Below are 11,993 nucleotides of genomic sequence, written 5' to 3' on the forward strand. Positions count from 1 at the left end.
ACGTCACAGGCCTGACCCATCGCGAACAGGAAGACAGCCTCATGAAGAACGCACACCTCGGGAGCCTCGAGGTCTCCCGCATCGGCCTGGGTGCCATGACCATGGCCGGCACCTACACGACCGGCGGAGGTCTCGACAACGCCGAGTCCATCCGCACGATCCACCGCGCCCTGGACCTGGGTGTCACGCATATCGACACCGCCGAGATCTACGGCCCCTACCTCAGCGAGGAAATCGTCGGCCAGGCCATCCGTGGCCGCCGCGATCAGGTGAAGATCGCCACCAAGTTCGGGCTCGTCTCCCACTCGGGCCGCGGGCCGGGCGTAATCGACAGCACCCCTGAGAATGTGAAGGCCGCGGTGGAGGGATCTCTGCAGCGTCTCGGCACCGACTACATCGACCTGTACTACCAGCACCGCGTCGACCCGAACACGCCCATCGAGGAAACCGCCGGCGTCGTCGGCGACCTGATCGCCGAAGGCAAAGTGCTCCACTTCGGTCTCTCCGAAGCGTCCGCACAGACCATCAGCCGCGCACACGCCGTCCAGTCGGTGACCGCGCTGCAGACCGAATACTCGCTATGGACCCGCGACGTGGAGGCTGAGATCCTGCCCCTGCTCCGTGAGCTCGGCATCGGCTTCGTCCCCTACTCGCCCCTCGGGCACGGTCTACTGACGGGGCAGATCCGCTCTGCGGCCGACATTCCCGACGACGACTGGCGCAAGACCAACCCGCGGTTCGTAGGCGAGAACTTCGACCGCAACCTCCGCCTCGTCGACGAAGTCCGTGCTATCGGCGCGGAGATCGGCGCGACCCCTGCACAGACGGCACTGGCATGGATCCTCACCCGCGGCGACGACATCGCCCCCATCCCCGGCACCCGCCGAGTGGCGCGCGTCGAGGAGAACATCGCGGCCGACGCGATCGAACTCACCGGGGATCAGGCCGCCCGCCTCACCGCCCTCGAACCTGCCGCCGGCGAACGACACGACAAAGCCAACATGGCGTCAATCGACAAATGACCAGAACGCGCGCCGCGATCCGCCCCTCACCACATTCGTCGCCCTCAGTGAATGTCCCAACCGCCCATCTTGAGAAGAGCCAAGAATCATGACGCAGTGCACGACCCAGCAGCTGCAAGCCATCGAGCAGAACCAAGATCTGTTCGTCTCGCCGTTCCGAAGCCTCTGGGCGAGCTGACTCCCCGTCGCCGCGTGAGGACCCCGCACGCGGGCGAGCCGCGTTCCGCTCACGAACGTAACCCATTGGCTCCCGACCACCTGGCCGACAACGAACGAAGGCCCCGAAACCCGCGTGATTACGCGGCTTTCGGGGCCTTGTTCCGTGACAGCGGGTGGTGGAGATGGGGGGAATCGAACCCCCGTCCATCGCTGTGATACTGCGTCTTCTCCGGGCGCAGTCTGTGAATGCGTTCTGCTCGGCTCCGACCTTTGTCACAGACACCTAAGTCGACGAGCCCAGCCTGGAAAGAGTCCCGCGTGACGTCCAGACGCCGTCACGCAGCAAGTCCCCTAGATGACGCCAGGATCCGTAGCGGGAACGCCTACGGTCTGACGGAACTCAGGCTCGCTTAGGCAGCGAGGGCGAGTTCAGTGCGCTTAGGTTCGGCACTTATTGGTTTGCAGAGATCGTTTACGAGATAACTCTGCATCCTCGGCCCGCTTCCCGCAGATTCGCAGGCGATGTCGAAACCGATCATCCCCATGGAACCTTCGTGTGAAGGGCCGCTGTCACGCTGTTGAGTTTCCAACTCTCGGAGCCGAAGCATCCGAGCACATCAGGATACAACGGATGCCGCTCCCCCGCCATTCCGCACGGGTTCGATCCCGTCAGGCGCGGGGCTCGAGAACGACCACCGGCGTCTCTCGCGTGCGCAGACGTGCGAGTGCGTCGAGATCGGCACCTTCCTCGAGGCCGCGGAACACGTCCCACAGGCGCTCCCGCTCGGTCCCCTTCGCCTCGCGGGCGCGCACGCGACGGCTCGAGCCCGGCAGATCGATCGTCGCCGCGGGCGTCGCCTGCAGGTTGAGCCACCAGGCGGGCGGTGGCTCGCCCCACCCGTTCATCGCCATCGTGACGACGTCCTGCCCGTCCTCGAAGTACGCCACGATCGCCACGCGCTCCTTGCCGGTGCGGCGGCCGACGGTGTGCAGCCGCATCATCCCGTACACGGTCGCCGTGGGCCGGCGAAGCCCGAACCTGCCGCCGGTGATGCGGTACAGCCCGCGGTGCACGACCCAGGCGGTGCGGATGAACCAGCGCGGCGGGATCCGCGCGGAGCCCGACGAGGACGCGGTCACGCTGAGCATCATCCCCGCATCGCCGGCGCCGCGCAACGGCGCCGACCCTATGCCGCCCTGCTCGCCCCCACACGCGGGGCCGGGAGTTCGGTCTCGGCGCTTCCGAGCGTCACGCAGCGCCATCCGGCATCGCGCCACCGATCGGAGGGAAGGCATCGGCGCGCGTCGATCACCGTCCGATGAGCGACCAGGCGGCCGACGGCGACGGGATCGGCACCGGCGATCTCGGGCCACTCGGTCAGAACCAGCACCAGATCGGCATCCGTCACCGCTGCATCCAGAGTCGGCGCGTAGGTCAGCGTCGGGAACGACCTGCGAGCCGTCGCGTTCGCCTCAGGATCGTAGACCGATACGAGTGCGCCCCGAAGATGCAGAGCTGCCGCGACATTGAGCGCGGGCGAGTCGCGCACATCGTCGGTGTCGGGCTTGAACGCGACGCCGAGCACGGCGACGCGCGCGTTGAGGATGTTGACCGGGCAGTGCGTCATCGCGAGTTCGACGACCCGCTGCCTCTGCGACATGTTGATCTCGTCGACCTGCTGCATGAGCCCGACCGCATGGAGAGCGCCCAGTTCGCCCGCACGATGCGTGAGCGCCCGGATGTCCTTCGGAAGGCATCCGCCCCCGAACCCGAGCCCCGCATTGAGGAAGCGGCGGCCGATGCGCTCGTCGTATCCGATCGCGTCCGCGAGAGTCGAGACGTCGGCCCCAGCCTTCTCGCACACCTCGGCGATCGCGTTGATGAACGAGATCTTCGTCGCGAGGAACGCGTTGGCGCTGACCTTGACGAGTTCGGCCGTCGGCAGGTCGCACGTGACGACCGGCGCTCCCCCGGCGATCGCGGGGGCATACAGCTGACGAAGCCGATCCTCGGCCCACTCCGAGGCTCCCCCGATCACGATCCGGTCCGGGCGGAGCGTGTCGTCGACGGCGTAGCCCTCGCGCAGGAACTCCGGGTTCCAGACCAGTTCGACGTGCAGGCGCGACGGGGTGGCGGCATCCACCAGCTCCCGCAGCCGCGCAGCGGTGCCCACCGGCACGGTCGACTTCCCGACGATGAGTCCGTCGTGCGTGAGCGCAGCCGCGACGGCGCGCGTCGCACCCTCCACGAACGAGAGATCGGCCGCATGGCTGGATGCCTGCTGTGGCGTGCCGACGCAGATGAAATGCACGTCGGATGCCGCGACCGCCGCGGCGAGGTCGGTCGTGAAACTCAGCCGCCCGGTTTCGACATGTGCGCGGATGAGCTCGGGAAGCCCCGGCTCGTAGAAGGGCACGTCGCCCTTCTCCAGTGCGGCGATCTTCGCGGGGTCATGGTCGACGCCGATGACGGCGAAGCCCATCTCGGCGACCGCGGCGGCATGCGTGGCACCCAGGTATCCGGTGCCGATGACGCTGACGCGCAGCGGCGGTGCCTCGTCGATCGAAGTGGGCGCTGGTCGGAGGTGAGGTGACATGTGGTTCTCCTTCGGACGTCGGGGCGAGGCGGATCAGTACGGGATGAGGCGGAAGTCGGCCGCGGGCGACGCGAGGCCGTCGCGGAACGCCGCGAGTGAGGCGGGGCGGGAGTCGATGCGCCAGTCGTTCGTCACGAGTTGGCCCTGACTGACGGTCGTGACGGCGATGTTGAACCAGGCGAGGCCGATGATGTCGGCGTTCTCGGGCTCGCCGAGCGACGCGAACAGGCTGTTCAGCCACTCGACCTTCTTGCCGCCGTTCTCGGTCGCGCCGACCTCTGCCAGGAGGATCGGCTTGTCCGTGACCGCTCGCAACTGATCGAGCGTCGCACCGAAGGTGTAGTCGAACGTGAAATCGTTCGCCGCGACGAACGGCTGCCGAAGGTATCCCGAGACACCGACGAGATCGACGTACTCGTCACCCGGATAGAGGGAACGAAGGTACGCGGGGTCCTGGTGACGAGCGGGCAGGTTGTTGATGATGTTCGGCGCCCAGGTCCAGATCACGAACCTGTTCGCGCCCTCTGCCTCGAAGATGTCGTGCACGTGCCGCCACACAGCGACGTAGTCGCCCGGCCCGTTGCCGTTGTTCGACGAGCCGTTGGTCTTCTGCTCGCTCCACGGGTACCAGGTGCCGTTCATCTCATGATTGAGGCGGATGCCGAGCGGCAGGCCGGTCGCGACGATGTCCCGTGCGTACTGCCGCAGGTAGTCGTCGAAGGCGCCGCCGAGGATGCGCGGCAGCGAGTACTCCGGGTCTTCGGGAACGTCGTTCGCCGCGGCGATGGGACGCGACTCCCAGGTGAGCATCGGCAGCAGGCCGCGCTCCCACGAGCGCACCACGGCGTCGCCGCGGAACGTCTGGTCCCAGCCGCCGAAGTAGCCGACCAGGGACTGGCGGGTGCCGCTCTTCTGCGCCGCGTCGTCGAACGTCGCGAAGTTGAACGGAGCCTGTGCCGTGTACATCCCGTAGTACCGCTGCTCGGGATTCATGAGCGAGGAGATCGGCGGCGCCGTCACCGACGGCTTCGACGGTGGTGACGGCTTCGACGGTGGCGGGGCCGGATCGACGGCCTGCTCGCCCCCGCCTTCGGGCGACGTGCGGTACACGGTGACGATCTGCGTCTCCGGGGCGGGAGCCGGCGCCGGAGCGGCGCTCGGGGTGCGCGTCGGTGTTGGCTTCGGCTTCGGCGTGGGGGAAGCCGTGGCGCTCGGCGTCGGCGTCGGCATCGTGGTCGCCTCGCCGGCCGCGTCGAGCTGACCCTTGAGCGACTCGTTCTCGGCGAGCGCTGCGGCGAGCTGATCCTCGACGCTCGGGCCTGGCGTGAAGCCGCCGGGCGACGCCCAGACGACGGCACTCGTGGCGACCAGGGCGATGGTCAGGACGAGCCCTCCGAGTGCGGTCAGCTTGGATGCCCGACCGCTCGAGGCCCACCAGCTGCGGGGAGTGACGTCAGACAATGATCCAGACCTCCAGGGCGATGATCGCGGCGCCGATGACGTAGGGCCAGGCGGCCTTGGGGTTCAGACGGCGGCGCGGCGGACGCGTGGGCTCGGGGGTCTGCGCGACCGCGAGCCGCCGGGCGACCCTCGTCTGCGCCGCCACCGCCGTGCCGACCGCGCCACCGCCGGACCCGGCATCGCGGTCCTCGGCGATCTCGTGGAACAGCTCGTCGACCGGTTCGAGGGGTGCGGCATCCTCGAGCTCGCGGTGCATCTGCTCGCTCTCGGGATCCGCGGCGACCACGTGCTCGTCGGACGTCGGGGCGTCGCCGCCTGCGTAGGCACCGGCCCGGGTTCCCCACCCGCTCGCGTGCCCCATGCGGAAGAACCCGATGAGCCGGATCGGCATGAGGAACAGGGTCGAGGTGATGATGAACACCGGCAGGCGGAGGAAGTCGCTGGGCTTCTCGGACAGATGCCGCAGCTGCCGGATCGCCATGCTCAGCACCGAGGACACGACGATGAGCGCGACGACCCAGAGGATCCCCGAGCCCATCCCGAACTCCTGCAGGATCGCGGCGTAGAAGTTCTCGCCGGCTCCGACGGTGGCCCGGTAGACCCAGCCCAGCAGGACGCCGGCGAGCAGGAACGGCAGCACGATGTCCATGGCCATGAACAGGGCGAGCGTCGGCGCGTGTCCCAGCATCCACGGCATCATCCGCAGCGTGTTGTATTGACTGCCGCGCGCCCAGCGGAGCTGCTGCTTGTAGAGCTTCTTGAGCTGCAGAGGCGCGTCGGTGTAGACGAGGCTCGTGTGCTGGTAGACGGTGCGGTATCCCTCTTGGAGGGTCAGGTTCGTGAGGGTGCGGTCATCAGAGATCTCGAGGAACACCCCCATGAACTTCTGCGTCATGAACTTGTCCATGACGTTGATCAGGATCGAGCGCCGGAACGCGATCGTGCGTCCGGGGAGACATCCCACCTGGCCGACGACGCTCTGCGCGGGCATCGAGTACAGCGAGCGCGTGTTCTCGAGCCAGTCGGCCCAGCGCGTGATCCAACTCCGTTCCGGCTCGAGGATGCGCTGGCGTGTGGTCACTCCCCCGATCCGCTCGTCCTTGAACGGCTTGACCAGCTCGTCGAGCGTGCGCGGCATCCAGATCGTGTCGGAGTCGACCAGCACCGAGATCTCGAAGCGCGACAGCTCGACGCCGACCTTGACCGCGTTGCGCTTGCCGGCGATCGGCGTGTGCACCCAGCGGACGGCGGGGGCGAACTCCGCGCACACCTCTTCGAGATCGAGGTTGCGCGCCCCGTTGATGACGACGATGATCTCGTCCGGCTGCTGCTCGGTGATGCGGCGGAGCACATCGCGGAACAGGTCCAGTGGCTCATCGACGACGGGAATGATGACGCTCGTTCCCGCCCGATGCGCCTCGGTGTAGGGCCGGTAGCGCATGCTGACGAGCACCTTCAGCAGCCACATCCCCCAGATCAGCAGCGAGTACACGGCGAAGAGATAGAGCTCTGGGTAGCCCCCGAGCATGTGGCGGACCTGCAGCAGGAAGATGAACACGGCGATCCTTCCGGGTGGTTGGGAAACCCACCACGTCGGGGGCCGGTCGATGTATCGAGTGGACGCCGTCCGTCCGCCGAGCCGCAATCGACACGCCAGGACTGTCATGAAACGTTTACGGACGCGGTTTGTCGGCATTCTGGCGGACACGGCGTCGAGCAATCCCTGATCGGAGGCACGAAATTCGCCGACCCCACGCAGGCGCCCGATTTTCCTCTCCCAGGTTCGGTTCACGTGTTCTTCATACGGCCGAGACGCGACCGAAACACGATTCGCACCGTAGAGTCGGCGGCATGAGCGAAGTCGTCATCACCGTCAGGGGCGAGAACGAGCGGCGGATCGCGCCCGAGCGCGCGGTCGCACACCTCACCATCCGCGCCGAGGGGCCAGAGCGCGGTGCGGTCGTCGAGCGCATGGCCGCCTTCAGCGAGCCCGTGCGCGACGATCTCGCGAGCCGCAAGACGGCCGGCACGGTCGCGGAATGGACCAGCCAGCGCGTCTCGGTGTGGTCGGAGCGCCCGTGGAGCGCCGACGGCAAGCGCCTCGCACCGGTGCACTACGGATCGGTCGACTTCACGGCCACGTTCACCGACTTCGCGGTGCTGTCGTGGTGGGCCGGCGAGGTCGTCGAGCGCGAGGGCGTGCAGCTCGGCTGGATCGACTGGCAGCTCACACCCGGCACACGCAGTGCGGCCGAGCGAGATGTCGCGGCGGGGGCGGTCGCCGGCGCCGTCGAGCGCGCGAACGCCTACGCGAGCGCGATCGGCCTGTCGACCGTGACGCCGCTCGAGATCGCCGACGTCGGACTGCTCGCGCGCAGCGATCCGGCACAGCCTGCCCCACGGATGCTGATGGCCAAGGCGGAGTTCGCAGCCGCCGATGCCGGCGGCGGATCGGCCGTCCAGCTGCAGCCCGACGACATCGTCATCACCGCAGCCGTCGAAGCCCGCTTCACCGCCCGCTGAACCTCCGCCGCGCGGCGGGACGCGGCATCCGCTCTATTCGCCCAGGCGATTGCGACTGCGCATCGCGCGCTCTGCTTCGCGCTTGTCCTCGCGCTCGCGGATCGTCTGTCGCTTCTCGTACTCGCGCTTGCCCTTGGCGACCGCGATCTCGACCTTCGCGCGGCCGTCGTTGAAGTAGAGCTTGAGCGGCACGAGGGTGTACCCGCCCGCCGAGACGGCGTGGGAGAGCTTGACGATCTCGTCCTTGTGGAGGAGAAGCTTGCGGATGCGCTTGGACGCGTGATTGGTCCAGTGACCCTGCGAGTACTCAGGGATGTGCACGGCGTCGAGGAACGCCTCGCCGTTCGCGATGTACGCGTAGCCGTCCGAGATGTTCGCGCGACCCTGTCGCAGCGACTTCACCTCGGTTCCGGTGAGCACCAGGCCGGCCTCGTACGTCTTCTCGATCGTGTACTCGTGGCGCGCGCGACGATTGGTCGCGACGACCTTCTCCCCGCGTTCCCTGGGCATGGCGACTCCTCGTTCTGAAGCCGCGCGGGCGCACGGCAGCCGTTCAGTCTACCCCCGGCGACACGCCCGGCGCGAAGTCGGGCCGGATCCGGCGTGCGGCGTTGCCGGATCCGGCGTGACGCGGAGCCGGGTCAGGCGCGCAGCCAGCGCCGGATCGCGAAGCTCGCCGAGAGGCCGGCGAGCACCACGCCGATCAGGATCAGCACGGGCACGACGAGCCATGCATCCGCGAGCGACACCCAGGTGGTCACGAACTCGACGCGGCCGCGGAGGTACTGGTCCACGCCGAAGTGCACGCCCGCGAGGACGGCGGCGCTGGCGAGCAGCGATCCGATGAGCGCCGCGAACACACCTTCCAGCACGAACGGGGTCTGGATGAAGCGATTGGATGCCCCGACCAGGCGCATGATGCCGAGCTCCCGCCTTCGCGCATACGCCGACAGGCGGATCGTCGTCGCGATGAGGAGCACTGCCGCGATGAGCATGAGCACGGCGATGCCGACGGCGATATAGGTCGCCACCGTCAGCGCCGAGAACAGCGGCTCAAGGTACTGGAGCTGGTCCTGCACCTCCTCGACCCCGTCGGTGCCGGCGAACGCCTCGATCAGGACGTCGGATTGGTTCTGGTCGATGAGGTTGATCCAGTACGTCTCGTTGAGCTGGTCGGGCGTGATGACGCTCGCGTAGTCCTCGCCGAGCAGTTCGATGACGTTCTGGTACGCCTCCTCGCTGTCCTCGAACCGCACATCGCGGATGAGCGGCGACAGGGCGGGGCCGTCGAGCTTCTCCTGCACGGCGGCGAGCTGCTCCTCGGTCGCGACGCCGTCGGTGCAGGTCGGTGCCTGCGAGATCGCGGTGCACATGTAGATCGCGACCTGCGCGCGGTCGACCCAGAAGTCCTTCATGGTGGCGATCTGCATCTGCATGAGGATCGCGGCGCCGACGAACGTGAGCGACACGAACGTGACGAGCACGACCGAGATGACCATCGAGGCGTTGCGGCGGAGGCCGGTGAACGCCTCGCCGAGGATGAGTCCGACCCTCATGACGTCGGACCCACTTCGTCTTCGTCGCCCCTGTCGAGTCCGAGGCGGTCGGCGAGGCCGAGCTCGGCGACGTCGAGTTCGGGGATGTCCGCCACCGGGATCGGCTGAGTCTGGGGTGCCGGCGGCTTCTGGGTGATCGCGGGCTCGGGTTTGGGTTCGGGTTCCGGTTCGGGTTTCGGTTCGGGCTCGGGCTGCGGTGAGTGCTGCGGTTCGAGGCTTGGTCCGGGTGCCGGCACGGGCTCGGGCTTCGGCGCGGGCGCGGGTTCGACTGCCGGCTGCGGCGTCGGCTGCGGCTCGGTCGGGGCGGATGCCTCGGGCTGGGGTTCCGCCCACACCGATGCCTCCGCGTGCGCGGCGGTCGCGGCATCCGTCTCGTCCTCATCGTCGATGAGCGTGGGATCGAGGCCCGCCTCGGCGGCTGCCGCGGCTTCCCGCTGCACCTCGAGCACGGCGGTGAGGGCCGCGACGGCGGCGGCGCCGCGCTCCTGCTCGGGAGCCAGGCTCGGCAGCCCGGACGTGTCGCCGTAGCCGCCGTGGCGCTCGTCGCGGACCATCTCGCCGTGGCGCAGCTCGATCACGCGCCGCTGCATCTGGTCGACGAAACCCGCCTCGTGGGTGGCCATCACGACGGTCGTTCCGCCGCCGTTGATGCGCGCGAGCAGCTGCATGATGTCGACGGACGTCGCGGGATCGAGGTTTCCGGTGGGCTCGTCGGCGAGCAGCACCTGAGGGCGATTGACGAGCGCCCGCGCGATCGCGACGCGCTGCTGCTCACCGCCCGAGAGCTCGTGCGGGAAGCGCTTCTCCTTGCCGTCGAGGCCCACGAGCGCGAGCACCTCCGGCACCGTCTGCTGGATGTAGCCGCGCGAGGACCCGGTCACCTGCAACGTGAACGCCACGTTCTGGTACACGGTCTTGCTCGGCAGCAGCCGGAAGTCCTGGAACACGGCGCCGATGTGGCGACGGAAGTAGGGCACCTTGCGGTTGGACAGCGTGCGCAGGTCTCGCCCGAGCACCACGACGCGTCCGTCGGACGGCATCTCCTCGCGCAGGACCATGCGCAGGCACGACGACTTCCCCGACCCGGACGCGCCGACGAGGAATACGAACTCCCCGCGGAGCACCTCGAAATCGACGTTGTTCAAGGCAGGCTTCGACGTGCCCTTGTAGCGCTTCGTGACGTTCTCGAACCGGATCATGGCCTAACGAGCCTATGCGGATGCCTCCTCCCGGCCCCCTGCGACACCCGGACTGTGCGTTGCGATTCGGGCTTGCCTACGCGGCAGTTGGGAGCCCGCGGTTGGAATGTCGGAGGTATGTTCTAATGTCTGGGGTATGACATTCACGCCGCCGGAGGAGCCGGGTCCCGGGTTCTTCGACCGGGTGCCCGAGGATGCGGGGGAGGATGCGGGGTTCTTCGACATGGTGCCGGAGGATCTGGTCTGGGATGCCGAGGTCGCTGACCGAGCGCCGGTGGTCCCGGATGATGTGGAGTTGGTGACCGATGTTGCGGTGATGATGTCGGTGTTCGCGGCGCAGCGGTTGGAGCGGGTGGAGGGGTTGCGGCGCAACGCGCTGGCCGACCCGGGGCGGTATGGCGGGGGCACGGTGCAGATCGTGGAACGGTCGGTGCGGTTGGAACTGGCGGCGGCGCTGCGGGTCACCGAGCATGCCGCGGGGATGCTGATGACCCTCGCCGAGGCGCTGGTGCACCGCTACCCGACCGCCCTGGACTCGTTGGGCCGGGGTGGGATGACCGAGCAGCACGCGCAGGTGCTGGCACAGATCCTGGATGCCGCCACCCCGGCCGTGCGGGAACGGCTCACCGCGCAGGCGGTGGCGTGGGCCGAGGAACTGCCGGTCGGCTCGTTCCGCCGCTGCCTGCAACGCCTCGTGGAAACCGAGGAAGCGGCGACGCTGACGGCCCGGCATGAGGAGGCGCTGCGGGCCCGGCGGGTGGTGATCGAACCCGCCGCGGACGGGATGGCGTGGCTGCACGCGTTCCTCCCGGCGGTGGAAGCCCACGCCATCCACTCCCGCCTCACCGCGATCGCCAAAACCCTCACCGGACGCCGCGCCACCACCGCCGACACCACCACCGACACTCAGGGGGCCGGTGATGACGCTCCGGGCGTGCCCGAGGACTCCCGGACGGTGGATCAGACCCGCGCCGACGTGCTGGGCGACCTCCTCATCGACGGGAACACCGACACCCACCCCCAGGCCCGCGGAATCCGCGCCACCGTGACGGTCACCGTCCCCGCCCTCGCCCTCCTCGCCGGCGACGACGCCGACCGGCACGGCCAGGGGCTGGGCCCGGCGACGGTGGAAGGCATCGGACCCATTCCCCTCCCGGTCGCGAAGGAGCTGTGTGGTGGGGAGGAGTCCTGGATGCGGGTCCTCACCCACCCCGAAACCGGGATCATCCTCTCCGTCGGTCGCACCCAATACCGACCCCCACCGGGCTTACGGAAACTCGTGAGATGGCGGGCCGACCGGTGCATGGCACCCGGCTGCGGCATCCCCGCGTCCCGCTGCGAAATCGACCACACCATCGCCTGGGAACACGGCGGACCCACCGCCCTCACCAACCACGCCCCGCTATGCACCGGACACCACACCGTCAAACACCACGGCGGCTGGACCGTCCACCACATCCCCCACACCGGCGGCGC

At 68.5% G+C, this 11,993-nt stretch carries 10 protein-coding genes and 1 other RNA gene; 3 read left to right on the plus strand and 8 right to left on the minus strand.

The genetic code is table 11. The features are described 5' to 3' along the window. Window positions 1-41 precede the first annotated feature (41 nt). Window positions 42-1,022, plus strand: coding sequence for an aldo/keto reductase (locus ACE3O1_RS12060; protein ID WP_374315372.1), 981 nt, complete (start codon window positions 42-44; stop codon window positions 1,020-1,022). Window positions 1,023-1,355: 333 nt separating this feature from the next. On the opposite strand, the gene ssrA is transcribed toward ACE3O1_RS12060, so the two are convergent. The 5 genes from ssrA to ACE3O1_RS12085 all read right to left on the minus strand — a co-directional run bounded on the left by ssrA (window position 1,356) and on the right by ACE3O1_RS12085 (window position 6,797). Then, window positions 1,356-1,724: a transfer-messenger RNA gene (gene ssrA, locus ACE3O1_RS12065) on the minus strand. A 126-nt stretch (window positions 1,725-1,850) separates the two neighbouring features. Next, a complete protein-coding gene (locus tag ACE3O1_RS12070) occupies window positions 1,851-2,330 on the minus strand; it encodes a nitroreductase/quinone reductase family protein (RefSeq protein ID WP_374315354.1) in 480 nt (159 codons plus the stop codon). Window positions 2,331-2,368: 38 nt separating this feature from the next. Then, entirely contained in the window at window positions 2,369-3,778 is a 1,410-nt protein-coding gene (locus ACE3O1_RS12075; RefSeq protein ID WP_374315356.1) for a UDP-glucose/GDP-mannose dehydrogenase family protein, read from the minus strand. A gap of 33 nt (window positions 3,779-3,811) precedes the next feature. Continuing rightward, complete coding sequence (locus ACE3O1_RS12080; RefSeq protein ID WP_374315358.1) at window positions 3,812-5,239, minus strand: glycoside hydrolase family 26 protein; 1,428 nt, start codon at window positions 5,237-5,239, stop codon at window positions 3,812-3,814. Next, window positions 5,232-6,797: a glycosyltransferase family 2 protein gene (locus ACE3O1_RS12085; protein WP_374315360.1), complete on the minus strand. Its 1,566-nt coding sequence runs from the start codon at window positions 6,795-6,797 to the stop codon at window positions 5,232-5,234. The genes ACE3O1_RS12080 and ACE3O1_RS12085 overlap by 8 nt, the downstream gene beginning before the upstream one ends. Window positions 6,798-7,090: 293 nt before the next feature. On the opposite strand from ACE3O1_RS12085, the gene ACE3O1_RS12090 reads away from it, so the two are divergent. Further along, on the plus strand, window positions 7,091-7,762 hold the full coding sequence (locus ACE3O1_RS12090; protein WP_374315362.1) for an SIMPL domain-containing protein: 672 nt from the start codon (window positions 7,091-7,093) through the stop codon (window positions 7,760-7,762). Window positions 7,763-7,795: 33 nt separating this feature from the next. Here ACE3O1_RS12090 and smpB read toward each other — a convergent pair whose 3' ends face one another. The 3 genes from smpB to ftsE all read right to left on the minus strand — a co-directional run bounded on the left by smpB (window position 7,796) and on the right by ftsE (window position 10,517). Continuing rightward, complete coding sequence (gene smpB / locus ACE3O1_RS12095; protein WP_374315364.1) at window positions 7,796-8,272, minus strand: SsrA-binding protein SmpB; 477 nt, start codon at window positions 8,270-8,272, stop codon at window positions 7,796-7,798. A gap of 131 nt (window positions 8,273-8,403) precedes the next feature. Next, entirely contained in the window at window positions 8,404-9,318 is a 915-nt protein-coding gene (gene ftsX, locus ACE3O1_RS12100; protein ID WP_374315366.1) for a permease-like cell division protein FtsX, read from the minus strand. After that, a complete protein-coding gene (ftsE, locus tag ACE3O1_RS12105; RefSeq protein ID WP_374315368.1) occupies window positions 9,315-10,517 on the minus strand; it encodes a cell division ATP-binding protein FtsE in 1,203 nt (400 codons plus the stop codon). The genes ftsX and ftsE overlap by 4 nt, the downstream gene beginning before the upstream one ends. A gap of 136 nt (window positions 10,518-10,653) precedes the next feature. On the opposite strand from ftsE, the gene ACE3O1_RS12110 reads away from it, so the two are divergent. Beyond that, window positions 10,654-11,993: DUF222 domain-containing protein (locus ACE3O1_RS12110; RefSeq protein ID WP_374315370.1), on the plus strand; the 1,340-nt coding region annotated here is incomplete at its 3' end.

It is taken from the genome of Microbacterium sp. (assembly GCF_041909575.1).
In the GTDB taxonomy this organism is placed as follows: domain Bacteria; phylum Actinomycetota; class Actinomycetes; order Actinomycetales; family Microbacteriaceae; genus Microbacterium.

What these genes read in the sequence shown, in the direction of transcription:
- ACE3O1_RS12060 (WP_374315372.1), top strand. Translation starts at nt 42, where the DNA reads ATGAAGAACGCACACCTCGGGAGCCTCGAGGTCTCCCGCATCGGCCTG.
- ACE3O1_RS12070 (WP_374315354.1), bottom strand. Translation starts at nt 2,330, where the DNA reads ATGCTCAGCGTGACCGCGTCCTCGTCGGGCTCCGCGCGGATCCCGCCG.
- ACE3O1_RS12075 (WP_374315356.1), bottom strand. Translation starts at nt 3,778, where the DNA reads ATGTCACCTCACCTCCGACCAGCGCCCACTTCGATCGACGAGGCACCG.
- ACE3O1_RS12090 (WP_374315362.1), top strand. Translation starts at nt 7,091, where the DNA reads ATGAGCGAAGTCGTCATCACCGTCAGGGGCGAGAACGAGCGGCGGATC.
- smpB (WP_374315364.1), bottom strand. Translation starts at nt 8,272, where the DNA reads ATGCCCAGGGAACGCGGGGAGAAGGTCGTCGCGACCAATCGTCGCGCG.
- ftsX (WP_374315366.1), bottom strand. Translation starts at nt 9,318, where the DNA reads ATGAGGGTCGGACTCATCCTCGGCGAGGCGTTCACCGGCCTCCGCCGC.
- ftsE (WP_374315368.1), bottom strand. Translation starts at nt 10,517, where the DNA reads ATGATCCGGTTCGAGAACGTCACGAAGCGCTACAAGGGCACGTCGAAG.